The sequence below is a fragment of the Nocardia sp. NPDC055321 genome, assembly GCF_053645575.1.
Genome location: NZ_JBSHMS010000042.1, coordinates 20,040 through 41,974, shown reverse-complemented (window position 1 = coordinate 41,974; position 21,935 = coordinate 20,040). Strand labels below are relative to the sequence as shown.

Annotated in this window: 24 protein-coding genes and 1 pseudogene; 15 read left to right on the top strand and 10 right to left on the bottom strand. The window is 67.8% G+C overall.

The genetic code is table 11. The features are described 5' to 3' along the window. Positions 1 to 15: 15 nt before the first annotated feature. The gene (locus ACWIGI_RS38850) at positions 16 to 813 is read right to left on the bottom strand and encodes an MBL fold metallo-hydrolase (RefSeq protein ID WP_454208631.1); all 798 of its coding nucleotides are present in this window, start codon (positions 811 to 813) and stop codon (positions 16 to 18) included. A 6-nt stretch (positions 814 to 819) separates the two neighbouring features. Then, positions 820 to 1,290, bottom strand: a complete 471-nt coding sequence (locus ACWIGI_RS38845; RefSeq protein ID WP_454208630.1) for a grhN — start codon at positions 1,288 to 1,290, stop codon at positions 820 to 822. A 111-nt stretch (positions 1,291 to 1,401) separates the two neighbouring features. Here ACWIGI_RS38845 and ACWIGI_RS38840 point away from each other — a divergent pair, with 111 nt between their 5' ends. Together ACWIGI_RS38840 and ACWIGI_RS38835 are read left to right on the top strand one after the other, a co-directional pair. Then, complete coding sequence (locus tag ACWIGI_RS38840) at positions 1,402 to 2,535, top strand: helix-turn-helix transcriptional regulator (RefSeq protein WP_454208629.1); 1,134 nt, start codon at positions 1,402 to 1,404, stop codon at positions 2,533 to 2,535. Positions 2,536 to 2,677: 142 nt separating this feature from the next. Next, positions 2,678 to 3,925, top strand: a complete 1,248-nt coding sequence (locus ACWIGI_RS38835) for an alpha/beta hydrolase family protein (RefSeq protein ID WP_454208628.1) — start codon at positions 2,678 to 2,680, stop codon at positions 3,923 to 3,925. 17 nt (positions 3,926 to 3,942) lie between these two features. On the opposite strand, the gene ACWIGI_RS38830 is transcribed toward ACWIGI_RS38835, so the two are convergent. After that, on the bottom strand, positions 3,943 to 4,650 hold the full coding sequence (locus tag ACWIGI_RS38830) for a hypothetical protein (protein ID WP_454208627.1): 708 nt from the start codon (positions 4,648 to 4,650) through the stop codon (positions 3,943 to 3,945). Between the two features lie 82 nt (positions 4,651 to 4,732). Here ACWIGI_RS38830 and ACWIGI_RS38825 point away from each other — a divergent pair, with 82 nt between their 5' ends. After that, positions 4,733 to 5,611: a hypothetical protein gene (locus ACWIGI_RS38825; protein WP_454208626.1), complete on the top strand. Its 879-nt coding sequence runs from the start codon at positions 4,733 to 4,735 to the stop codon at positions 5,609 to 5,611. A 125-nt stretch (positions 5,612 to 5,736) separates the two neighbouring features. On the opposite strand, the gene ACWIGI_RS38820 is transcribed toward ACWIGI_RS38825, so the two are convergent. Then, positions 5,737 to 6,576, bottom strand: a complete 840-nt coding sequence (locus ACWIGI_RS38820; RefSeq protein ID WP_454208625.1) for a SigB/SigF/SigG family RNA polymerase sigma factor — start codon at positions 6,574 to 6,576, stop codon at positions 5,737 to 5,739. 124 nt (positions 6,577 to 6,700) lie between these two features. Next, positions 6,701 to 6,883, bottom strand: a complete 183-nt coding sequence (locus ACWIGI_RS38815) for a hypothetical protein (protein ID WP_454208623.1) — start codon at positions 6,881 to 6,883, stop codon at positions 6,701 to 6,703. 264 nt (positions 6,884 to 7,147) lie between these two features. Between ACWIGI_RS38815 and ACWIGI_RS38810 the strand changes: the two genes are divergently transcribed. Next, on the top strand, positions 7,148 to 7,714 hold the full coding sequence (locus ACWIGI_RS38810) for a hypothetical protein (protein WP_454208622.1): 567 nt from the start codon (positions 7,148 to 7,150) through the stop codon (positions 7,712 to 7,714). Positions 7,715 to 7,940: 226 nt separating this feature from the next. Here ACWIGI_RS38810 and ACWIGI_RS38805 read toward each other — a convergent pair whose 3' ends face one another. From ACWIGI_RS38805 to ACWIGI_RS38795, 3 genes are all read right to left on the bottom strand, one after another. Further along, positions 7,941 to 8,174, bottom strand: a complete 234-nt coding sequence (locus ACWIGI_RS38805; RefSeq protein WP_454208620.1) for a hypothetical protein — start codon at positions 8,172 to 8,174, stop codon at positions 7,941 to 7,943. 121 nt (positions 8,175 to 8,295) lie between these two features. After that, positions 8,296 to 9,036, bottom strand: coding sequence for a glucose 1-dehydrogenase (locus tag ACWIGI_RS38800; protein ID WP_454208619.1), 741 nt, complete (start codon positions 9,034 to 9,036; stop codon positions 8,296 to 8,298). Between the two features lie 76 nt (positions 9,037 to 9,112). After that, positions 9,113 to 9,766, bottom strand: a complete 654-nt coding sequence (locus tag ACWIGI_RS38795) for a TetR/AcrR family transcriptional regulator (protein WP_454208618.1) — start codon at positions 9,764 to 9,766, stop codon at positions 9,113 to 9,115. A 115-nt stretch (positions 9,767 to 9,881) separates the two neighbouring features. On the opposite strand from ACWIGI_RS38795, the gene ACWIGI_RS38790 reads away from it, so the two are divergent. Together ACWIGI_RS38790 and ACWIGI_RS38785 are read left to right on the top strand one after the other, a co-directional pair. Further along, on the top strand, positions 9,882 to 10,928 hold the full coding sequence (locus tag ACWIGI_RS38790; RefSeq protein WP_454208617.1) for a Rieske 2Fe-2S domain-containing protein: 1,047 nt from the start codon (positions 9,882 to 9,884) through the stop codon (positions 10,926 to 10,928). Positions 10,929 to 10,960: 32 nt separating this feature from the next. Next, the gene (locus ACWIGI_RS38785; protein WP_454208616.1) at positions 10,961 to 12,043 is read left to right on the top strand and encodes an NAD(P)H-dependent amine dehydrogenase family protein; all 1,083 of its coding nucleotides are present in this window, start codon (positions 10,961 to 10,963) and stop codon (positions 12,041 to 12,043) included. A 63-nt stretch (positions 12,044 to 12,106) separates the two neighbouring features. Here the strand turns inward: ACWIGI_RS38785 and ACWIGI_RS38780 are convergent, their stop codons facing one another. Continuing rightward, positions 12,107 to 13,192: an NAD(P)H-dependent amine dehydrogenase family protein gene (locus ACWIGI_RS38780; protein ID WP_454208615.1), complete on the bottom strand. Its 1,086-nt coding sequence runs from the start codon at positions 13,190 to 13,192 to the stop codon at positions 12,107 to 12,109. 217 nt (positions 13,193 to 13,409) lie between these two features. Here ACWIGI_RS38780 and ACWIGI_RS38775 point away from each other — a divergent pair, with 217 nt between their 5' ends. From ACWIGI_RS38775 to ACWIGI_RS38760, 4 genes and pseudogenes are all read left to right on the top strand, one after another. Continuing rightward, positions 13,410 to 14,495, top strand: coding sequence for an S-(hydroxymethyl)mycothiol dehydrogenase (locus tag ACWIGI_RS38775; protein WP_454208614.1), 1,086 nt, complete (start codon positions 13,410 to 13,412; stop codon positions 14,493 to 14,495). A 131-nt stretch (positions 14,496 to 14,626) separates the two neighbouring features. Then, a complete protein-coding gene (locus ACWIGI_RS38770) occupies positions 14,627 to 15,244 on the top strand; it encodes a class I SAM-dependent methyltransferase (protein ID WP_454208613.1) in 618 nt (205 codons plus the stop codon). Positions 15,245 to 15,451: 207 nt separating this feature from the next. Beyond that, complete coding sequence (locus ACWIGI_RS38765) at positions 15,452 to 15,844, top strand: hypothetical protein (RefSeq protein WP_454208612.1); 393 nt, start codon at positions 15,452 to 15,454, stop codon at positions 15,842 to 15,844. A 12-nt stretch (positions 15,845 to 15,856) separates the two neighbouring features. Beyond that, a pseudogene (locus ACWIGI_RS38760) lies at positions 15,857 to 15,997 on the top strand (SAM-dependent methyltransferase); the annotation flags it as partial. Here ACWIGI_RS38760 and ACWIGI_RS38755 read toward each other — a convergent pair. Beyond that, on the bottom strand, positions 15,942 to 16,664 hold the full coding sequence (locus tag ACWIGI_RS38755; protein ID WP_454208611.1) for a TetR/AcrR family transcriptional regulator: 723 nt from the start codon (positions 16,662 to 16,664) through the stop codon (positions 15,942 to 15,944). The pseudogene ACWIGI_RS38760 and the gene ACWIGI_RS38755 sit on opposite strands and share 56 nt — an antisense overlap. A gap of 93 nt (positions 16,665 to 16,757) precedes the next feature. On the opposite strand from ACWIGI_RS38755, the gene ACWIGI_RS38750 reads away from it, so the two are divergent. The 5 genes from ACWIGI_RS38750 to ACWIGI_RS38730 all read left to right on the top strand — a co-directional run bounded on the left by ACWIGI_RS38750 (position 16,758) and on the right by ACWIGI_RS38730 (position 21,807). Next, complete coding sequence (locus ACWIGI_RS38750; protein WP_454208610.1) at positions 16,758 to 17,867, top strand: hypothetical protein; 1,110 nt, start codon at positions 16,758 to 16,760, stop codon at positions 17,865 to 17,867. Between the two features lie 10 nt (positions 17,868 to 17,877). After that, on the top strand, positions 17,878 to 18,441 hold the full coding sequence (locus ACWIGI_RS38745; protein WP_454208608.1) for an ester cyclase: 564 nt from the start codon (positions 17,878 to 17,880) through the stop codon (positions 18,439 to 18,441). Between the two features lie 20 nt (positions 18,442 to 18,461). Beyond that, positions 18,462 to 20,069 carry a zinc-binding dehydrogenase gene (locus ACWIGI_RS38740; RefSeq protein ID WP_454208606.1) on the top strand — a complete coding sequence of 536 codons (1,608 nt, stop codon included), beginning with the start codon at positions 18,462 to 18,464 and terminating at the stop codon, positions 20,067 to 20,069. Beyond that, positions 20,066 to 20,872: an MBL fold metallo-hydrolase gene (locus ACWIGI_RS38735; protein WP_454208604.1), complete on the top strand. Its 807-nt coding sequence runs from the start codon at positions 20,066 to 20,068 to the stop codon at positions 20,870 to 20,872. The genes ACWIGI_RS38740 and ACWIGI_RS38735 overlap by 4 nt, the downstream gene beginning before the upstream one ends. A gap of 113 nt (positions 20,873 to 20,985) precedes the next feature. Continuing rightward, a complete protein-coding gene (locus ACWIGI_RS38730; RefSeq protein WP_454208603.1) occupies positions 20,986 to 21,807 on the top strand; it encodes a SigB/SigF/SigG family RNA polymerase sigma factor in 822 nt (273 codons plus the stop codon). Positions 21,808 to 21,935 lie beyond the last annotated feature (128 nt).

Here is a 21,935-nt window from a genome sequence, read left to right as displayed (position 1 = left end):
CGAACGGCAAGCGGGTCACGGCTCGAACGTAGCGAGCATTTGTTCGAGAGCTTCCTGGTCGGGCCCGATGAACGGCTTCTCCTCGGGCGCCGCGTGGAGCATGTCGAGGAACTCCGGTGTGCGTCCCGGTGCGGGCGGCAGGTGGGTGCCCAGGATCAGCGCGGGGTCGAATGTGGTGAGCGGGGTGAGGGTTTCGAGATATCGGGCCTTGTCCACGGTGTGCACCCAGGGACTGTCCACGGTGGCCCACAGCAGTTGGCGGGCGCGCAGTTCGGTCCTGTCGATGTAACCGATGTCGGGGCAGGTCGCCAACTCGGCGGAGGGCATGGGTGCGCCGAAGCAGTCCGAGGTGAAGCAGGTGCCGGTCAGCTCGTCGAAACAGCCTGTGGTCGAGGGGTTGTCGAACAGCGGCGGCCGGAAGGCGGTGAGGCGGCGATCACCGACCTCGAGGGATTGGCCCGGATTGAGGAGATAGATCCGATCCATCGGCAGCGGACCCTCCATCGACAACAGGCCCATGCCGAGGAACGTGGTGATCAGACGCGCTCGGGGCGCCAGGTCCAGCAGAGCGCGCAGGGCTCCGGTGTGGTCCCGGTCGGGATGGGTGATCCAGATCCACTCGATGTCGGCCGGGTGCAGTACCGAGCCGAGCGCGTCCAGGAATCCGCGGCCGGGCAGCCCCAGGCCGGTGTCGATGAGCACGGGCTCGGCCGCGTGCAGGACGAAGGAGTTGATCGGGATGAATCCGATGCCCGGCACCTCCTGGCAGTCGCTCAGAACGCTGACGTCGTGCCCGATCCTGTTGATGTCCATGACGGTTCACTCCCGGTCGAAATCGATGCGGATCATGCTGCGGGCGATCGCCGACAGGTCCTCGGCGGTCGGGTCGTACCCGTGATCGACCTTCAGCCCGAGTTCGAACGGGCTCGTACCGTGGTCGAGAGCCTGTCGCAGCGCCGCGCCGAGTTCGCGCTGCGTCGGATGCAGCAGGGTCGCACGGCCGGACCGGAGTCGGCCCTGTCGAATGACGGTGACCGGCGCGGGTTCGGCGAAGTTCAGTCGCCACGGGCGTTCGGTGAAGATCGTCGGCACGCCGTCGATCGTGTGCAGGCAGACCGGTATCCGCAGTGTCCGGCCGCTGCGCCTGCCCGTGCACTCCAGCACCACCTGCAGGGTGAGCCGGCTGCCGAGCCGGGAATCGGCGATGATCCGCCGGACGAACGGATTGATCATGCGCATGAGGGCCGGCGGAGGCGGCGCCAACCGGACCCTGGGTGTCGTTGTGGTCATCACGAGCTCCTGAGTGGTTCCGATGACGACGACGTTAGGGAGCAGCGCGCGGCCGGGTAATACCAGAAATGTGGCATTTCGCGGTCGGCGTGGGGGTCGTACCGTTGTTTCATGAGCGCGGATGCCCGGCAGCGTGCCGCGGACAAGATCACTCGGCTGTGTGCCGAGCCCCGTGATCTCGTCTCGCTGTGGCAAGCCTCGACCGAGGTCCTCGCGGTCGCCGTCCCGCACTACTGGACACCGTGCTTCTACACGCTGGACCCGGCCTCACTGCTGATCACGAGCCATTTTCATCGCGGTCTCGACGAGTTTCCCGGCGAGTGGCTCGTCAGCGAGTACTACACCAGCGATGTCAATCAGCTCGCGGATGTCGCCCGGTCGAAATCGGGCATGTCCACCCTGTACGAGGCGACCGGCGGCAACCCCTCGAGCAGTCCGCGCTGGCATCGGAACATGGTGATGGGCGGAGACCAGGAACTCGTCACCGGCCTGCGCACACGGTCCGGTGAGGTGTGGGGAGCGCTCGCGCTCTATCGCGAGCCCGGCGCGGCGATGTTCAGCGACGACGAGAAGAGCTTCGTGCGAACGGTCGCGCCGGTGCTCGCCGAGGGGGCACGGACGGCGTTGCTGCTCGGGCAGGCCCGCGAACCCGATTCCGTGGATTCCCCCGGCCTGCTGATTCTCGACGCCGCGGGACACGTCGAATCCACCACGCCCGGCGTCGACCGCTGGCTCTGCGAACTGCCCGATGGCGATTGGGATTCCGGCCGGCTGCCGTCCTCGGTGCTCACGCTCGCCGGGCGGACCCTGCGGGCCGCCGACCACCCCGAGCGCGGGGAGATCACGGTGGCGCGCGTGCTCTCGCGTACCGGCACCTGGGTGGTGCTGCACGGTGCGTGCCTGAGTTCGACCGGCGACCGGCGCGTCGCGGTCATCATCGAACCCGCCGCTCCCGGTCGGCTGTACTCGCTGCTGATGTCCGCGTACGGGCTGACCGAACGGGAGAAGGACGTCACCCGGCTGGTACTCCAGGGCGCCTCGACCTCGCAGATCGCCGCTGACCTGGTGTTGTCCGCGTACACCGTTCAGCAGCACCTGAAGAACGTCTTCGACAAGACCGGTGTCCGCAGCCGGCGCGATCTCGTCGGCAAGGTGTTCTTCGCCTACTACGAGCCGCGGCTGCGCGACAACGAACGCCGGGCGCTCGACGAGCGGCCGCTGCGCGGCGAACCCTGGGCGCCGTAGGTTGTCGGCACGTCCGTACCGGCGGGTATGAAACGGGAATTTCGTCGCGTCCTCGCTATCGGGTGCGCGTATGGTCGAAGCACAAGATCGTTTCAGCGTGTCGGAATCGAAGATTTCTCCTACTCGGCCGAGGGAGGACCCGGTGCCCGAGTTGCCTTTTCGTTCGGATCGGTCGCATACGGCGTTCGCGACGGGGTTCTACCCGGACGCGGATTTCGACTACACGGTTCGATCGCTACTGGGGGAATGCGCGTACGGGGGCGCGGACGCCGGTGAGGTGCTGGCCGCGATCGCACCGGTCGCCAGCGGGGACCACGACGGGTGGTTTCGCGCATGGACCGAACTCGGCGCGCGGCTGCGCGCCGTCGCGGATGCCGCCGCGGCGGCGGGGCACACCGAGAGCGCGGCGCAGGCGTATCTGCGTGCGGCCACGTACTACGCCGTCGCGGTCAACGCGAGTAGCGCCTTGCCCTCCGATGACCTGCTGCTGCCGACCTTCCGCGCGCACCGGTCCAGTTGGGATCGCTTCGTCGACACCGCGGCCCGGCGGGTCGAGCGCGTCACGATCCCCTACGAAGACACCGATATGCCGGGCTACTTCTTCGGTGCGTCGGACGACTCGACGCCGCGCCCGACGTTCGTCCTGATCAACGGCAGCGACGCGCCCGTCAGCGGCGTCTGGGGCGCGGGCGGCGCCGCGGCCCTGGACCGCGGCTACAACGTGCTCGCCTTCGATGGCCCCGGACAGCAGTCGATGCTGTTCGAACGCGGCGTCGGCTTCCGCCCCGACTGGGGACCGGTGGTGACGCCGGTCCTCGATCTCGTGTCCGGCCGCGCCGACGTCGACGCCGGCCGCATCGCGCTCTACGGCCTGAGCCAGGGCGGCTACTGGCTCGCCACGGCACTGACCACCGAGCACCGCGCGGCGGCCGCGATCGCCGACCCGGGCGTGGTCGACGTGCCGGCCTCGTGGCGGGACAGCATCCCGGCCCGCCTGCTCGAGCTCTACGACACCGGCAGACGACGCCGCTTCGACCGCTACATGGGCTGGGGCATGAAGGCGTCCAAGAGCACGGCCCGCACCTGGCGGTTCCGAGCCCGCCCGTACCGGCAGGACAGCTACTTCGACACACTGACCGAGGTCCACCGGTACGTGCTCACGGACGCCGACGCGGCCCGCATAACGACGCCCCTGTTCGTCGCCGATCCGGAGGACGAGCAGTTCTGGCCCGGCCAGTCGAAACGCCTGGCGGACAGGGTGAGCGGCCCCGTCGAACGGTGCAGGTTCACCGCGGCGGAGGGCGCGAACTTCCACTGCCAGCCGATGGCGCGACGGCTCGTGCACCAGCGCATGTTCGATTGGCTCGACGATACGATGAAGGGGCACTGAGCAATCGGGCGCGCAGGTCAGGTGTGCACCTCACCCCGGTGAACCCACTGGAGTCGATTGCGACCTTCGATATCGAGGTACGGGCAGTGCGCTGGGCCTACGTGGAGCACGGCATCCTTGTCGCCGGGTGCGATCCACAGCAGTTTGCCGGTGTCGACCCAGGGGCGCAGCGCGAAGTCGTAATCATGGATCGTGTGTGTGAACGTCTCGTACTGATCGTATCTCTGGCTGCCCCAGATGTTTTCGAGTGGAACATCGCTCGGGCGACGCCGCCCGAAGTACGTCACCGCCCAGCCGGTGTGGGGGCCGATCGGGATTTCGGCGATCACGGCGCGCACACCGGGCTCGTTCAGCAGGTCGGGAAGAACGTAGGGCGCGTCCGGACCGGGCATGCATCGGAAGGGTGCGGGGGTCACCGCGTCCGCGAGCCGGACAGCTCCGCCCATGGTCAGCCACGTCGATGGCCCACCTCGGGCCGGCGGTCGGACAGGACCGTCCCAATCCCAGTACCAGCCATCGAGATCCACGTCGTCGAACGGCCTGCGCACGACCCGCCCCGTCAGTGGGCAGCGGGACAGGACAACGTCGGGCAGTGTGGAGCGGTACAACGCCCGCAACTCGAACACGCGATTGATCGCGGCCTTGCCGTCCGGGGTGTACCCGACCTCTCGATACAACGCGAGCAGCCGATTACCTTCTGCCAGCACAGCATCGCGGCCGGTCAACGTCTCTCCTTCCGCGTGCGGCACTGTCGTCTCCTCGGCTGCCACTCCCGTGGACACCGGTACGTCCCCGTTCGGTGGCGTGATGTCTGTACAAGCCTATGTCGCTACACTTTCCGGCGATGTGATCGGGTTCGGGGCGTCCGAAGTGGTCACGGAAGACGCGGGCAGGGCCGGCGTGATTCACTCGGGAGGGGGAACCGTGTCGATGAGCGAGTTGGCTACCACCCGTGCCGATCTGCTCCGATTGGGAGACCAACTGATCGACGAGGCGGACCGATGCAAAGCGGCCGGGAACTCCGCAGGCAAGCGGGCCGCGCTCAGGGAACTGCACGCGGTCAAGCAACGCTATGTCGAGTTGCTGCCGGATGTCGCGGTCACGCGCTGCCCGGACTCGAACGTCATCGTGCGACACGCGATCGACACGGTGGATCTCGACGGCTGGTTCTGGGACTACGACAACCCTCATCGACGGCTTCCCGAACTTCCGGCAACCTGGCTGACGATGTGCGGGGCGATGCTGCTGCGGGAACCCGTTGCGATGGCGCGCTTCTGGTGCCGGCCGGGCCCCGGCGCACCCTATGTGATCCCCCGAATCCTGGCCGCGGAGGGAGTCCGCGCGGTGATCAACGAGATCCAGGTGGGATCTCACTGCGGCTGGGCCATCAGCTATTTCGGTCCGTGGCCGGCGGGCGTGATGCTCGACAACACGTGGGGCGCCAACTACTACGACGTTTACGGTGACGACGGCTCCTGGCGCGGCTGGCATGATCACGAATCACGTTTCGACGAACTGGATTTCGACCTCCGGCCCTGGGTCGACGGCGAAAAGCTGCTCTGGGTGGAGCGGGATGATCCGGACGTGAACCTCCGGACCGGTGTCACCGACTGCCCGTATCTCGACGTCGATGGGGATCGTCGGCGCGCGTCCATCTTTGGAGGGGAAGTTCGGCACCGCGACTGACCATCTTACTCGGCGCAGGTTTGCCGAAACCCTCCTCGTCGGACTTGGTCGGTAGCGGTCGCCGCCCGGCAGGGCACGCCGCCCAGGCCGACCGATGCCGGGTCGGCAACCGCGTACCGCACGCGTCAGGCGACCCCTGCGACCTGCTGCTCGCTCAGGGCCCGGTCGCGGAGTACGGCGAGGGTCCGGGCCAGTAGGCGCGAGACCTGCATCTGAGAGATGTTGAGGGCCTTGCCGATTTGGACCTGGGTCATCTCCTGTCCGAACCGCATGATGAGGATCTGGCGTTCGCGCTCGGACAACTCCGCGAGGAGCGGGCCGATGGTGATCGAATCCTCCATCAGCTCGTAGCCGTCCTCGGTGATCGAGAGCGCTTCCAGGGCCATGGCGGGTGCGGCGTCGCTGTCCTCGTTGGGCAGGCGCGCGTCCAGGGATTGGGTCACGTAGGCGTTGTTCGCGATCAAGGCCTGGGTGACCTCGAGCAGGTCGGCGTCGAGGTGGGCGGCTATCTCGCGGGCGGTCGGCTCCCGGTCGAGCTGCTGTGCGAGCTGCGGGACCGCTACCGAAATCTGTTGCCGCAGTTCCTTGATACGGCGCGGGACGCGCACCGCCCACGTGCTGTCACGGAAGTAGCGCCGGACCTCGCCCATCACCGTGGGGATCGCGAACCCCAGGAACGGTGCGCCCACGGCAGGGTCGAAACGGTCCACCGACAGCACCACGCCGACCGCGGCGACCTGGGCCAGATCCTCGTGGTCGACGCCGCGACCGCCGTAGCGCTGGGCGATGTGTTCGCCGAGCGGGAGCGCGATCTCGATGATCCGGTCGCGCAGACCGGCGTGCTCCGGGCTGCCCGGGTCCAGGCCGGCGAGTTCCTTGAGCAACGGCTCGAGGTGTTCGTACGAGTCGCCGCTGACTCGCGCGTCATGCTCGGTTCCAATCGATGTTTCGTGCGTGGCAGACATATCGGTGTCCTCAAAAACGGGGGTCGACCAACGGATCTCACCCCCACAGTGCCCCGCCCGAAAGCATCGAAACCGACATCGACCGATCAATCGAAATTCGGCACCCGCCCGGCCCGCGCGACTCTCAGGGCCAGCGGATCCGGTCCCGGACCGGGACTTCCTCGACCCGCACGTACCCGAACCGCGGCGGGTACAGCACGGACCGGTTGCCCCGCGCGGCCCACCACCAGCTCAATGCGGCCGTCGCGTACCCCGCGGCCACCGCCACCACCGGTACCAGCATCGCGACAATCAACAGCGCGCTCATGAGCGTTCCCCTTCCGGGAGTGATCTCCCGCCACCCTGCGGCCATACCGCGCGCATTCCCAGAACGGTTCGGCCTTAACACGTTCGGGGATGTGTTCTGCCCCACAGGGTTACGGTGGTCGGGTACGGCGACATCCCTTCACCGCCGCCGGCGCGAACGCGGCGGGATGAAATGTTGCCTCGCGGCCGGACTCCGGATGCGTTCGCTCCTGGTCAACGGCCGTAAGTTCTGGGAGGAACAGTGCTTTCGGAGTATCAACAACGGTTGCGTGAACGGTTTCTCGCCGCCCCCGTTGTCCTGGCGCCGGAGCCCTGGCGGCAGGTGCACAGCGGCAAGATGCCGATCGGGGGCCTGCAGGGTATCGGCTTCGCCGTACACCCGGAGACCGGACACGACCTGGTCATGGTCGTATCACTCGACGGCCATGGGCTTTTCGATGCCGTCACCGGCGCGAAGATCGCCCGCGACCGCACCCCCGGCATCGACTCCAGCACACCCGACGCGGCACCGGACCTGACATGCCCCGGCCTCGGACCGATCGCCGGCACCCGGGTGCACATCGCGGGCCTGTTCGGCGGCGGTCTGCACCACACCACCACCGACGGATGGTCCCTGAATGTCGTTGCCCCCGAATGGCCCAACGACCGCGTACTGCTCGTCGCCGACGGCAACATCTACCGCCACCCGCCCGGCCAGGGCTGGTGGCACATCTTCCACTCCGACCGTTCGACCTTCCGGACCGCCGGGTTCTCGCCCTCCGGGCTCACACTGGCGGTCGCCACGAGCAGCGACATCACGCTCTGGCACCGGCCGGCGATCGACCCGAGTTGACGCTCAACGGCCGGCGAAGACCATCTCGACGTCGACATGATCGCGCCCGTGTGTGAGGTGTGCGGCAACCGGATCGCCCCCGGCGACATGGTCGCCGCGACCCCGGCGATCTCAGCCGCGCCCGCAGCGTCGCCGCATCCACCGACTCAGCACGCCGGGCACAGTCCGGTTCGGTCGACCCAGACGTGCCGACCTCGATATCCGGTCGGGGCGATCGGGCCGGGGTTCAGCCGCCCTGCAGTCGCAGCTCTGCGGTGAGCAGTGACGCGTACTCGACCAGCGCCCGTTCCTCCGGGTCGGGACCCAGTTGCTCGATTACGCCGGCGCGATCGATCAGCACGAGACCGGCCGGATCGGGGCCCGAAGCCACGCCCACGCGGCCTTCGAGCAGGGTCAGGGAGGCGGTGCTGTCGTTGGCCGCCAGCAGTCTGCGCAGGTCCGAAGCGGTGACAGTTTCCATAGGGTGATTGTGCTCCCGCCCTGACCGAGCAACTCGTCGAGGTACCCGGCAGGGCGCGCATCCCCCTGGAAAGCCATGCTCGCCGACCGGCCCGCGCGCAACCCGGACGGGCAGCCGGCGGTCAGGACGTCTTGTGCGGAACCGCCGCGACCAGACCGCCGTCCACGACGAACTCCGAGCCGGTGGCGTAGGAGGACTCGTCGCTGGCCAGGAACAGCACGAACGTCGCCACCTCCGAGGACTGGGCGGGGCGGCCCAGCGGGATCGTCACCAGATCGTCGGGGATGTCCGTCGTCATGGGTGTGCGGATCAGGCCGGGGTGCAGCGAATTCACGCGAATGTTGTGCGCCGCCAACTCCAGGGCGGCGGACTTGGCCAGGCCGCGGACCGCCCACTTGGAAGCCACGTAGCCGTGCGCCCAGGGCGCGCCGCGCAGGCCCTCGATCGAGGAGACGTTGATGATCGAGCCACCGCCGGCGGCGATCATCGGCTTGACCGCCGCGCGCATGCCCAGGAACGTTCCGGTCAGGTTGACGTCGATGATGGTGCGCCACTTGTCCAGATCGAACTTGTGCAGCGGACCGCCGTTGACGATGCCCGCATTGTTCACCAGGACATCGAGTTTGCCGAATGCGGTCTGGGCCTCGGTGACCGCGGCCGTCCACTGGTCGGGGTCCGTCACGTCCAGGTGCACGTAGCGCGCGGCGTCGCCGAGCGAATCGGCCAGTGCCTTGCCCTCGTCGTCGAGAATGTCGCCGATCACGACCTTCGCGCCCTCGGCGACCAGCAGTTGCGCGTGTGCCGCGCCCATCCCGCGCGCACCGCCACTGATGAGGGCGACTTTGCCATCTACACGTCCCATGCGGCGACGCTAACACGCGATTGGAATAGTTTCCAGACTAGTGTCCGGAAATATGCTCGGGTACCGTCCGGGCGGATCAGGACTCGAGGTAGGCCACGATGCCGCCGATGAGCCCGGCCAGGGCGTCGTCCAGATCCCCGTAGGTGCCCAGTGTGCGTTCGGAGGTGATGCCGCGCATCGCGGCGGGAATGAGCGCGGCCACGTGCCGGATCTTGACCCGATCGAGGTTCAGGTCGGCGAAAGCACGCTCACACGCGGTGTCCCAGTGTGGTTTCCACGAGGCGAGCTCGGCCGCGGTACGCGGATAGTCGCGTTCGAGTTCGGCGTGATCGCGCGGCAGCGCGGCGCGCAGGGTCTCGATCGCCAGGGATTCGGGTCGGCGCAGGCCCGCCGCCATCGCGTGGATGAGCGCCGAAACGCGTTCGCGCAGTGTGCCATCGATCTTCACGCTGGCGGGCATGTCGCCGCGCTTGTCGGCGGTGTACCGCAGGACCGCGGCCCACAGTCCGTCGATGTCGCCGAACTGGTACTTGACCACACCCCAGGTCGCCCCGATGTCGCGGGCGATGCGATTGCCCGACACCGCGGCGGGATCGCCGGTGGCCAGCGAGGTGATCGCCGCCTCGAGCATGGACTCGCGCGACTGCGCGCCGCGCTTGTTCACCCGCCTCCCGGTTACCGCCAGATCCGTCACGGGGACCGATGATACCCGCGCTGAGCTGGGTGGCATAGTTTCAAAGAACCCTCTTGTATTGTTTCACAGAGGGTTCTATTCTCGGATCGCCGAGCGTGTGATCCACCGATCCACGCCCCTGCGCACAGCCCTCGATGGCGTGGAGGATCGAATGGCAAGAACACCCCTGTCGATGGAACCGACGGGATGGTTTCAAGTCGCCTGGAGTGCCGAGATCGCCCTCGGCGCGGTGCACACGATGAAGTACTTCGGCCGCGAGCTCGTCGCCTGGCGCTCGGCCTCGGGCAGCATCGCCGTATTCGACGCCTACTGTGAGCATTTGGGCGCGCACCTGGGCTACGGCGGGCGCGTGGACGGGGAGAACATCGTGTGCCCGTTCCACGGCTGGGAGTGGAATCGCGAGGGCCGCAACGTGTGCGTCCCGTACGAGAAGCATCCCAACCGCGGCCGCCGCATCCGCTCGTACCCGGCGGTGGAGCGCAACGAGGCGGTGTGGATGTGGTTCGACATCGACGGGCGCGCACCGTATTTCGACGTACCGGACATCTTCACCGCGTTCGACGACGGCAAGAGCGCCGCCGACTACTATCCGCCGGTCCCCGCGGCCACCCTGTACCGGCCCGGCCTGCAACTGCATCCGCAGTACGTGATGGAGAACGGCGTCGACTTCGCCCACTTCAAGGTCGTGCACAAGACCCCGTTCGTGCCCGAGTTCACCCGGCACGATTTCTCCGGCCCGGTCTCCTACGTGGACTTCACCATCGCCTTCGACGAGAACGTCCAGGAGTCCGAGGTCAACAGTGGCGTGCGTTCGATCAACGCCGGGCTCGGCTGCTCGATCACCGCGAGCTGGGGCATGATCGACAACCGCACGATGCCCGCGGTCACGCCGGTGGACGCGGACACCTGCGATGTGCGCTTCACCGTGTGGATCGGCCGCCGGCCCGGGGACGACGGGCCCGAGATCAACCGCTACGGCACCACCATGGCCGGGTTCGTCATCGAGCAGTTCGCGGCCGACATCGAGATCTGGTCTCACCAGCGCTACACCGATCCACCGGCGCTGTCCCCGAAGGAATTCCGCGGTTTCACCGCGCTGCGCGAATGGGCGCGCCAGTTCTACCCCGACGGCGGGCCCGCCGGAACCGACCCGAACCGGCCGTACAGCGGCGCGATCCTGCCCATCCCCACGACGTAGTCCCCACCCGCACAACCGAACAAGAGGCACCGATGACCACTCCCCCGATTCGGGTATTCCAGGTCGCGACCGGCAATCTCGGTACCGAGATGATCGGCCGCGTGCGCAAACATCCCGATCTCGAACTCGTTGGCCTGCACTGCTATTCACCCGACAAGATCGGCCGCGACGCCGGGGAGATCGTCGGCCTGGATCCGATCGGGGTGATCGCCACCGGGACGGTCGAGGAGATCATCGCCGCCCGCCCGGACGTGCTGACCTTCCACGGGGTGTTCCCCGACGAGGACCTGTACGAGAAGGTGCTCGAGGCGGGCATCGACGTGGTCACCACCGCGGACTGGATCACGGGCTTCCATCGCGACCGCAATCACCCGCACCCCTCGGGCCGCAAGGTCAGCGAGATTCTGCAATCCGCCTGCGAGCGTGGGGGTTCCACCTTCTACGGCACCGGCATGAACCCGGGCCTGTGCCAGATCCTGGGCATCGTGCACACCGCGGACGTGGCCGAGATCGAGAATATCAAGGTGACCGAATCGGTCGACGTGTCCTGTCATCATTCGGTCGACACCTGGAAAGCGGTGGGATACGGGCGGCCGATCGACGATCCGAGCATCCCCGACTCGCTCTACAAATACACCGCCGTGTTCTCCGACTCGGTGTACCTGATGGCCGACGCGTTCGGCCTCGAACTCGACGAAGTCACCTTCGAATACGAACTCGGCGCCTGCACCGAGGACGTCGACCTGGGCTGGTATTTCATGCCCAAGGGCTCCCTCGGCGCGAGCTACATCAAATACCGGGGCATGGTGGACGGAATCCCGCGCGTCGAAACGCATCTGGAGTGGCAGATGACCCCGCGCACCGATCCGGCGTGGAAGATCCAGGGCTGCTACATCACCGAGGTCACCGGCGACCCGAGCATCTACAGCAAGCACATGATCTTCCCCCGCAAGGGATTCGACCTGTCCAAGCCCGAGAACTTCGCCTCGATCGGCATGAGCGTGACCGGCCTGCCGGTGCTCAACTCCCTCCGGTCCGTGGTCGCGGCCCCGCCCGGCATCATCACCAGCGCCGACCTGCCGCTGCGTGCCTTCGCGGGCCGATTCGCGCTCTGATAGTCGCAGGGCGGCAACCGCTTTCGGCTCGGCGCGCGCCACTTCGGCGCGCGCCGAGGTGCGTCAGTGCGCGGGAGCGAAGTCGACCAGACCCGGTCGGGTGATCAGCGGCAGATCCAAGGTCGTGCGAATACCCGCGGGCGCGGCCAGCACCGCGGGGATCGCGTTGACCACCCGGCCCGCTGCGGCCACGATCGCGGCGTGATTGTGGTCGCCCTTGCGGCTGGTGGGGCAGATGTCCACCGAATACGAAGGCTCGCCGGTGATCTCGATGCGGTACGAGCCGCCGCCGTGCGCCGGGTAGGGCCAGTGCGGGCACAGGTCCTCACGCAGCCGAGTCACGTGCTCGATGACGATGACCGGCCGGTCCCCCACCATCCCGCGTACCTCGAAGCGCAGCGCCGCGAGGCCGCCGGCGGGAATGTGCCCGGCCGCGACATCGAATCCCTCGGGGGCGGGCACACGTTCGCATTCTTCGGTGATGGCATCGAGGGTGATGCCCAGGCCGGCCGCGAGCTGGCGGATCGCGGGACCCCAGGCCAGCGACAGCACCCCGGGCTGGAACAGCATCGGCACTTCCTCGAGCGGCTTGCCGAAACCCATCACGTCGAACATGACGATCGCGCCGTCGTAGGTGGCGTAGTCGGCGATCTCCATGCACCGCACCTGCTCGACGGTCTGACACGTACCGGTCAGGGCGAGCGGAAGCAGGTCGTTGGCGAATCCCGGGTCGACACCGGTGACGAACAGGCTCGAATCGCCTTCGCGCGCCGCCTCTTCCACCTTCTCGATGTACTTGGGCGGCAGCGCCTGCCACGGGTACTGCAGCATGCCCGGCGCGGTGCCGACCACGTCGACGCCCGCGGCCAGGATGCGGCAGCAGTCGGCCATCGCCTCCTTGAGCCGGGTGTCGCCCATCGCGCAGTACACGACGCAGTCGGGCTCGGTGGCCAGCAGCGCGTCGAGGTCGCCGACCGCGGTGATGCCCGTGACGGTGTCCAGGCCCGCGAGCACGCCCGCGTCGACCCCGACCTTCTCCGGCGTGGACACGCACACCGCGGTCAGCTCGTACTCGGGACTGCCGATCAGGCCCGCCAGGGCCAGCCGGCCCGCGTTGCCGGTGCCGACGTGTGCGACGCGAATGGGCATTCTCACTCCTTTGGGAAACCCGGCGAAGGACGGCCGCCATCCGAGGCGGAATCTAGTCCGTCCATCAATCCAGACACTAGTCTGGAATTAATTCCAGGACGCATGTTAGCGTCACATCGGCGGGAGGAACAGGCCGCGAATCGCCGTGCGAACGCGGTGGATTCGCACGTCTCCCGGCCGCCGCGGCGGCCGATCGATCTTCGAAGGAGCAGGGACTATGACGGAAACGGTGCGGGGCGTGATCGCGCGCGAGTCGGGGGCCGAGGTGGAACTGACCTCGATCACCATCCCCGATCCCGGTCCACACGACGTCGTGGTGCGGGTGCTGGCCTGCGGGGTGTGCCACACCGACCTGACCTATCGCGAGGGCGGGATCAACGACGAGTTCCCGTTCCTGCTCGGCCACGAGGCGGCCGGTGTGGTGGACCGCGTCGGATCCGATGTCAGCCACGTCGAGGTCGGCGACTTCGTCGTCCTGAACTGGCGCGCGGTCTGCGGCGTGTGCCGGGCCTGCCGCCGCGGCCGCCCGTGGTACTGCTTCGACACCTTCAACGCCTCGCGTCGCATGACACTCGCCGACGGCACCGAACTCACGCCCGCGCTGGGCATCGGCGCCTTCGCCGACAAGACCCTGGTGCACGAGAAGCAGTGCACGGTGGTCGATTCCGCCACCGACCCCGCCGTGGCCGGTCTCCTCGGCTGCGGTGTCATGGCCGGCCTGGGCGCGGCCCTGAACACCGGCAACGTCGGCCGCGGCGACAGCGTGGCCGTCATCGGCTGCGGCGGCGTGGGCGTGGCCGCGATCGCCGGCGCCCGCCTGGCCGGAGCGACCACGATCGTCGCGGTCGATCGCGATGCCACCAAGCTGACCGCCGCCGCCCAGCTGGGCGCCACCCACATGGTCGACGCGTCCAGCGAGGACACGGTCGAACGAATCAAGGAGTACACCAACGGTTTCGGCGCCGATGTGGTGATCGACGCGGTCGGCCGCCCCGAGACCTGGACCCAGTCCTTCTACGCCCGCGACCTCGCCGGCACGGTGGTCCTGGTCGGCGTCCCCACTCCCGACATGCGCCTGGAGATGCCCCTCCTGGACTTCTTCTCCCACGGCGGCGCCCTCAAGTCGTCCTGGTACGGCGACTGCCTCCCCGAACGCGACTTCCCCACCTTGATCGAGCTCCACCGCCAGGGCCGGCTGCCCCTGGATCAGTTCGTCACCGAGCGGATCGAGCTCGACGGGGTCGAAAAGGCTTTCGCCACCATGAAGTCCGGGCAGGTACTGCGGTCGGTGGTGTGCTGGTAGCCGATGCGGGGGCTATGACCGAGGGGTTGTAGCGGCAAGCCTCCTCGCACTCACCCGGCCTCCCCGCGCGGACGACCGGCACGGCGGTGGCAGAGTGGGAGCGGTATCGGACCGAGCGAGGAGGAACAGACATGGCCGGACGCACCCCGAGCCAGTGGGAGGAACTCACCGCGGCCGATCCGGCCCATTCGTCGTGGTATGTCGAACGATTCCGCGCGCTGGCGGCCCAGGGCACCGACATCGTCGGTGAGGCACGCATGATCGACGCGATGCTCGAGCGCGGCAGCCGCGTCCTCGACGCCGGCTGCGGCCCGGGCCGCGTCGGCGGCTACCTGCATCAGGTCGGCCACACGGTGGTCGGCGTCGACGTCGATCCCGTCCTGATCGCCGCGGCCGAGCAGGACTACCCCGGCCCGACCTGGCTCGTCGGCGACCTCGCGGAACTGGACCTGTCGGCCCGCGGCGTCGCGGCCGAGTTCGACGTAATTGTGTGCGCGGGCAACGTCATGACGTTCCTGGCACCCTCCACACGTGGTGCGGTGCTGGCCGGATTCGCCCGCCACATTGCACCCACCGGCCGGGTGGTGGTGGGCTTCGGCGCCGACCGCGGGTACGAGTTCCCGCAGTTCCTCGCCGACGCCGCCGAGGCCGGTCTCAACTGCGACCTGCGGCTGTCGACCTGGGATCTGCGGCCGTTCAGCGACGAATCCGATTTTCTGGTGGCGGTTTTCTCGCGATACAGCGCGTGAGACGCGAGTTCGCCGGCCGGACACTCGCCCCGGTCGGCGCGCCCAGCAGTTGCCGGACACTCGTCAAGCAGTAACTCAGAGAATGGCTCTCGCTCCCCGAGTCATTTCGAGCTGCCCAGCGGGCCCCGAGATCATCTCCTGGGCACGGGCCAGCGCTCGGTCCACCGGGCGCGAAACATCTGCGCCGCCAATCGCGACATCAGCAGCATGTCCACCGACAAAACGCATGCACCGATGACCTTCGCCGTCGGCGATCGGTTGGAATTCGATTGGCGTCGAGACAGCCCGGTCCGGGTCAACGACCGCATGATGGCCGCAGCGGTCCGGGCACGCGCGGCACTGATCGCCACCGCCTGTACAGGGCAGACGATCACCTACAAAGGGCTATCCGCCGCGATCGGTGGTTTGTATCCGTACCGCAGTCTTGGCGGACTTCTCGACGTGATTTCGCTGGACTGCATCGAACGGGGTGAACCATCGCTCGCAGCGTTAGTTGTGCGCACCGGAACACACACCCCCGGAACAGGATTCGTCCACGGCGGAGGCGAGCCGATCGAACGTTACCAACTTAGGCTGCAGCGCCATTGGCAGCATCGTTGACCGCACGTCCCTGATCGCGAGTACGAGTTCCTGGCTGACGCGGCCGACGCCGGTCTCCACTGCGACCTGCGGCTCTCGACATGGGATCTGCGGCCGTTCAGCGACGAATCCGATTTTCTGGTGGCGGTTTTCTCGCGCCAGTCGCCGCGGTGACGCGGAGGATGACCGCGTCGAGCGCCAGGTCCATGGCGTAGTCGAACTCGGCCTGGCTGTCGAAACGGGCGAGATAGGGGGCCGCTTCGACGACAGCGGGCAGACCCGACTGCTCGAGTACCTCCTGGCGTGCGGCTATGCCGACGAGGTCGCTGGTCCCGTAGGTGGGGCCGGCGTTCACCTCGCGCAGCAGCGTGCCGATGAGCGCGGCCACCAGGGTCCGCATCAGATGGACAGCGTCGTGCGGGGCGCATCCCGCGGAACGCAGGATGTCGAGAACAGCCTGAACCGGCGCCAAGCCCTCCACCGAGGACAACTGCCGGGTGAGCACCAGCGCCGCGGCCGCGGGATGCAGTAGGGCGCGATCGCGGAACGCGTCGGCGACCGCGCGCAGATCACCGCGCAGATCACCGGCGCGCGGAGGCAGCTCGATCGAACCCAATAGGTACTCGGCCACCGCGTCGAGCAGTCCGTCCTTGCCGTCGACGTGGTTGTACAGGCTCTTGGGATCGACGCCGAGCACCCGGGCGACCGCCCGGGGACCCACCGCGCCGACGCCCTCGCTGTCGATGACCTGCAGGGTCGCCCCGACGATTCCCGCTCGGGTGAGTTGCCCGGAACCTTTCGGGGGTCGTCCGCGGCGCGCGGTGGGTGGCGTACTGGTCATGCCGTCATTCTGCATCACCCCCTTGTTTAAATCCACATCGTGGGTATATCGTCGTGACACATAAAACCCACGCTGTGGATATTGGAGTCCGGCATGCGTTTCCCCTGGGGCACTTCCGATGTGGTCGACCTCCCGACCGTCGGGACCCGAATCGATACCCTCACCGACCTCGCGCACGTCGAGGGCGGACCCGGCGCCCGCCTGGCGCGCGCCCGCGAACAGGCACTCGCGTTCCGACGCGAATTCCCGGGCACCGGCACCCCCGACAGCATCACGACCTGCGACCTGGTGACCCTGCCCTATCCGACACGCTTCGGACTGTTCCGGGCCTCGCGGGCGATCGCACCGTTCCTGTCGATCACCAACAGGATGCTCGTGATCCGCTGGCACGACTCCGACGGCCGGCCCCGCATCCTGCTGTTCGAGCCGTCCGACGTCGAACTCGGCCGCTACACACCGTATTTCGACACCCTCGCCCAACGCACTCCCGCCGTCCTCGAACGCGCCACCGTGCGCGAACACGGCACGGTCCCGGACCATCTGGCGCGCCTGGGAATCACCCCCGGCGACGTCGACTATCTGATGTTCGACCACCTGCACACCCAGGACCTGCGGCGCTGGGTCGGCACCACCACCCATCAGGACGACCTCGGCACCACCCCGGTGGCACGGTTCCCCCGCGCGAAGGTCATCGTGCAACGCGACGAGCTGGCCGCCATGGCCGAGCTGCATCCGCTGCAGAAGCCGTGGTACCAGCCCGCCGCCTACCGCGACGTGCCCGCCGAGGCGTTCCTGCCCATCGATGGATCGGTCCTGCTGGGTCCCGGTGTCGCCGTGGTCAAGACGCCCGGACACGTGTTCGGGAATCAGAGCCTGGTGGTGAACACCGCGACCGGTATCTGGGTCAGCAGCGAGAACGTGATCGCGACCGAGGCGCTGACCCCCGAGCACTCCCGGCTACCGGGGCTGGCGCGCTGGGCGCGGCGCTGGGACCAGGAGGTCGTGCTCAACGCCAACACCATCGAAACCACGGCGGATCAGTACAACTCGATCATCCTCGAGAAGACCCTGGCCGACCGCAGCCAAGCCGACCCACGGTTCCTGCAGTTCTTCCCCTCCAGCGAGCTGACCGGCATGTGGACCAATCCCGGCACCCATCCCACCTTCCACCACGGCCACCTCACCCACGGCCCGCGACACTGAAAGCCCGCTCATGTCAGCACGATTCACCCTGCCTCCCGAAGACGTCCTGCGCGCACGGGAGAAGCTCGTCCTCGACCACTTCCACGACGAGGTCACCCAGGACTGGGACGCCACCCTGTCGACGTTCCCGCATCCGCACTACGAACTGATCGCCCCGATGCTCGTCCACGATGGCGACACCGAGGTCCGCGACTACTACCGCGACACCCGTCGCGCCTTCCCCGACCAGGACCACGAGATCATCGCCCTGCGGCACAGCCATGACGCGGTGATCGTCGAATTCTGGCTACTGGGAACACATTTGGGCCCGCTGGGCAAGATCCCGCCCACCGGGTCGAAACACCGCACCCGAATGAACGCCTACTTCGTCTTCGACGAACACGAGCACCTGATCATCGAGCGGATCTACTTCGACCAGCTCACCGTCCTGCGTCAGCTGCTGGACGGAATCGACAAACGCAACCCCCGCGGCCTGCTCACCCTCGCCCGCGTCCTCGCCGGGGCCGCGGCCGGCGCGGGCGGCGATCCCGATCCCCGGCTGCTGAACACTCCGCCGGCCGATCTCACCGACTGACCTCCACCCGGGGCACTTTCATGGAGAAGACCATCACAATGCGCGCACTCATCGGCGGGAAGACCAGCGACTGGGTCCTCGAAGACCGCGACCTACCCGAACAACTCGGCGCCATCCGAATCCAGGTCATGGCCGCCGGTCTCAACCGCGCCGACCTCTACGCTCTCGAGGGCAGCTACACCGCCAACTCCCAGGACGCCGGAGCGTTCGTCGCCGGCATGGAAGTGGCCGGGGTCGTGGAGACCTCGAGCCCGCTCGCCCCGCACCTGCCCGTCGGCACCCGGGTCATGGGCATCACCGTCGGCGCCTTCGCCGACTACACCCTGTGCCACCCCCGGTTGGTGGTGCCGATCCCCGACCACCTCGACTTCGACACCGCGGCAACCCTGCCCGTCGGTCTCATCACCGAACACGACGCCCTGGTCACCCAAGCCGGATTCAGCGCCGGTGACAGCGTGCTCATCGTCGGCGGCACCAGCTCGATCGGGCTGATCGGCATCCAGCTGGCCAAAACCCTCGGCGCCGCAACGGTTATCGCCACGACCACCAGCGCGGAAAAGACCGATGCGCTGCGGCGCGCGGGCGCCGATGTCGTGATCGACACCAGCACAGAGGAATTGGCCGCCGCCGTGCTCGCCGCCACCGACGGCACCGGCGCGACCATAACCCTCGACCATGTCGGTGGGGCCCTCTTCGCCCAGCTGCCGGCCGCCACCGCGATCGGCGGCACGATCGTCAGTATCGGCCGACTCGCCGGCGCGGGCACCGATCTCAACCTCGACACCCTCGCCTTCCGTCGCCAGCGCGTGCTCGGAACCACGTTCAGTATTCGCACCCGCACCGAACTCGCGGAGGTCGTCGGCGCCCTGGCCGACAAGGTTCTTCCCGCGCTCGCCGCCGACGAGATCCGGCCCGTGCTCGACAGCGTCTACACCGTCGACGACGCGACGACCGCCGCACAGCGCCTGCGTGACAACGCCGCCACCGGCAAGATCGTCCTGTCCTTCGCCGACGCCCACACCGGGCCGGCTCCCGCGCCCAGCCCGGTGGCCAACATGTTCGGCGGCATCGCCCAAATCGGTTACGTCGTACGCGATATCGAGGCCTCGATGCGCAACTTCGTCGCCTGCGGCATCGGCCCGTGGTTCTTCCTGCGCGGGGTGCGTCCGGCGGACTTCACCTACCGGGGACAGCCGTCGGACATGGAGATGGATGTCGCGGTCGCCAACAGCGGCGACATCCAGATCGAACTGATCACCCCGACCAACGACGCGCCCTCGATGTATCGGGACTTTCTCGCCGCCGGACACGAAGGCGTGCAGCATGTCGCCTACTGGAGCGCGAACTACCAGCAGTTCTACGATCGGGCGATCGCCGCGGGATTCACCGTCGGACAGGAAGGCCGCATCGGCGGCGCCGACGGTCGCTTCGCCTACCTCGAAACCGAGCATCACCCCGGCACCGTGATCGAGATCTCCGATGTCGGCGGCACCAAGAAGTTCATTTTCGACCTCGTGAAACTGGCGGCCGCGAACTGGGACGGCAGCAACCCGATCCAGACCATCGACGCCGGTCTGATCGGCGGCGATCCCGCGGTCATGACAACGATGCTCGAGGCACTGGGATGAAGGTTCACCACCTCAACTGCGGCACCATGCACCCGTGGGCCACGCCCGAGGGCCTGGTCTGCCACGTCCTTCTCCTCGAGACCGACACCGGCCTGGTCCTGGTGGACAGCGGGCTGGGATTGCGTGACGCCGCCGACCCCGCGGGCCGGTTCGGTCCGGGACGGTTCTATGTTCGCCCGGAGTTCAACGCCGACGAGTCGGCGATCCGCCAGCTCGAACGACGCGGGTTCGACCCGCGCGATGTCCGCGACATCGTACTCACCCACTTCGACGCCGATCACACCGGTGGTCTCGCCGATTTCCCTTGGGCCAGAGTGCATCTCACCGCAGACGAGGACGACGCGGCGCTGCACCCGAGCAGTGTCGTGGAGAAGGGCCGCTACCTGCCCACCCACCGCGACCACCACCCGATCCTGGTACGCCACAACCCCGGTGAAGGGGATCGCTGGTTCGGATTCGCCGCCGCCAAGGAACTCACCGAGGTCGCACCGGGCGTGGTCATGATCAGCCTGCCCGGCCATACCCGCGGCCACGCCGCCATCGCGGTCGACACCGGCACACGATGGATCCTCCACGCCGGGGACTCCTTCTACCACCACGGGCAGATCGACGGCATCGGCCCGGTGCCGCGCGCGCTGACCGCGATGGAGTGGTTCGTCGCCCACGACCGGGACACGGTGCGCGGGAACCACGCTCGTTTGGCCGAGTTGTGGACCGCCCGCGCGACCGAACTGCTGCTGGTCAACGCGCACGATCCGTTCCTGTTGCGGCGCGCCCTGCAGATCGACGCCGACCCGAGCTGAGATGTCGCGCAGGACCGACCACGGCATGGTTTTTCACAGACGGAGGGTTTGAAACGCTCCAGGGCGGGAAATGTCCTCGTGCCCCTGGTCGAAACAGCCCCGAGGAAACCGACATGTCGACGACACCCACCCGCACGCGGCGGCACAGTGCCGATTCGTACGAGAACCTCGAGCCGCAGTTCGAGGAACTCGCCCGTCTGGACCCCGGCACCCCCGAACACGAGCGTCAGCGCCAGCGCATCATCGAACTCGCGCTTCCGCTCGGTGAGCACATCGCCCAGCGCTACGGCGGGCGCGGCGTCGACCACGAGGACCTGGTCCAGATCGCCGCGGTCGGGGTGGTGCTCGCGGTGGACCGCTTCGACCACACCGTCGGCGCGCCCTTCCTCGGCTTCGCCATCCCCACGGTCATGGGCGAGGTCAAGCGCTACTTCCGGGACAGCACGTGGGCCGTGCGCGTGCCCCGGCGCACCAAGGAACTGCGCCAGCAGGTCACCGTCGCGGCCGCCCAGCTCGCCCAGCAGCTCGATCGCGAACCCACCGCCCGCGAGCTGGCCGAGCACCTCGGCGTCGAACTCGTCGAGGTGACCCAGGCGCTGATCGCCAACAACGCCTACACCACCCAATCCCTCGATACGCGGACGCCGGGGCAGGACTCCGACACCCTGCCCGTTGCGATCCCGGCGGCCCTGACCTGTATCGAGGAGGGGTACGAGCTGATGGAGGACTCGATCAGCGTCGGCCCGCTGCTGGCGCGACTCCCCGCTCGCGACCGCCAGATCCTGGCCATGCGCTACGGACAGGAGATGAGCCAGGCCGAGATCGGCAAGGCCCTGAACATCTCCCAGATGCAGGTCTCCCGCCTGCTCACCCGCATCCTGACCACACTCCGCTCCCAAGCGCAGGACACCCGGCCCGCCCTCCGGATCGCCTGAACCAGGAATACGGTCGCATCGGGCCGGCCGATCAGTGGAGGGCCAAACCGCCTGTGTGCCAGCAGGTATGAACGTGCTTGTTCGGGCACGGTCACCTCGGATTCGAGACCAGGGCGAAGCTACGCTGC

Excerpts from the sequence above, each read along its gene's own strand:
- ACWIGI_RS38740 (WP_454208606.1), top strand. The coding sequence starts at position 18,462 with ATGGAGAAGACCATCACAATGCGCGCACTCATCGGCGGGAAGACCAGC.
- ACWIGI_RS38775 (WP_454208614.1), top strand. The coding sequence starts at position 13,410 with ATGACGGAAACGGTGCGGGGCGTGATCGCGCGCGAGTCGGGGGCCGAG.
- ACWIGI_RS38800 (WP_454208619.1), bottom strand. The coding sequence starts at position 9,036 with ATGGGACGTGTAGATGGCAAAGTCGCCCTCATCAGTGGCGGTGCGCGC.
- ACWIGI_RS38825 (WP_454208626.1), top strand. The coding sequence starts at position 4,733 with ATGTCTGTACAAGCCTATGTCGCTACACTTTCCGGCGATGTGATCGGG.
- ACWIGI_RS38815 (WP_454208623.1), bottom strand. The coding sequence starts at position 6,883 with ATGAGCGCGCTGTTGATTGTCGCGATGCTGGTACCGGTGGTGGCGGTG.
- ACWIGI_RS38845 (WP_454208630.1), bottom strand. The coding sequence starts at position 1,290 with ATGACCACAACGACACCCAGGGTCCGGTTGGCGCCGCCTCCGCCGGCC.
- ACWIGI_RS38780 (WP_454208615.1), bottom strand. The coding sequence starts at position 13,192 with ATGCCCATTCGCGTCGCACACGTCGGCACCGGCAACGCGGGCCGGCTG.
- ACWIGI_RS38795 (WP_454208618.1), bottom strand. The coding sequence starts at position 9,766 with ATGCCACCCAGCTCAGCGCGGGTATCATCGGTCCCCGTGACGGATCTG.
- ACWIGI_RS38735 (WP_454208604.1), top strand. The coding sequence starts at position 20,066 with ATGAAGGTTCACCACCTCAACTGCGGCACCATGCACCCGTGGGCCACG.
- ACWIGI_RS38840 (WP_454208629.1), top strand. The coding sequence starts at position 1,402 with ATGAGCGCGGATGCCCGGCAGCGTGCCGCGGACAAGATCACTCGGCTG.
- ACWIGI_RS38790 (WP_454208617.1), top strand. The coding sequence starts at position 9,882 with ATGGCAAGAACACCCCTGTCGATGGAACCGACGGGATGGTTTCAAGTC.
- ACWIGI_RS38750 (WP_454208610.1), top strand. The coding sequence starts at position 16,758 with ATGCGTTTCCCCTGGGGCACTTCCGATGTGGTCGACCTCCCGACCGTC.
- ACWIGI_RS38820 (WP_454208625.1), bottom strand. The coding sequence starts at position 6,576 with ATGTCTGCCACGCACGAAACATCGATTGGAACCGAGCATGACGCGCGA.
- ACWIGI_RS38755 (WP_454208611.1), bottom strand. The coding sequence starts at position 16,664 with ATGACCAGTACGCCACCCACCGCGCGCCGCGGACGACCCCCGAAAGGT.
- ACWIGI_RS38805 (WP_454208620.1), bottom strand. The coding sequence starts at position 8,174 with ATGGAAACTGTCACCGCTTCGGACCTGCGCAGACTGCTGGCGGCCAAC.
- ACWIGI_RS38730 (WP_454208603.1), top strand. The coding sequence starts at position 20,986 with ATGTCGACGACACCCACCCGCACGCGGCGGCACAGTGCCGATTCGTAC.
- ACWIGI_RS38850 (WP_454208631.1), bottom strand. The coding sequence starts at position 813 with ATGGACATCAACAGGATCGGGCACGACGTCAGCGTTCTGAGCGACTGC.
- ACWIGI_RS38765 (WP_454208612.1), top strand. The coding sequence starts at position 15,452 with ATGTCCACCGACAAAACGCATGCACCGATGACCTTCGCCGTCGGCGAT.
- ACWIGI_RS38745 (WP_454208608.1), top strand. The coding sequence starts at position 17,878 with ATGTCAGCACGATTCACCCTGCCTCCCGAAGACGTCCTGCGCGCACGG.
- ACWIGI_RS38785 (WP_454208616.1), top strand. The coding sequence starts at position 10,961 with ATGACCACTCCCCCGATTCGGGTATTCCAGGTCGCGACCGGCAATCTC.
- ACWIGI_RS38770 (WP_454208613.1), top strand. The coding sequence starts at position 14,627 with ATGGCCGGACGCACCCCGAGCCAGTGGGAGGAACTCACCGCGGCCGAT.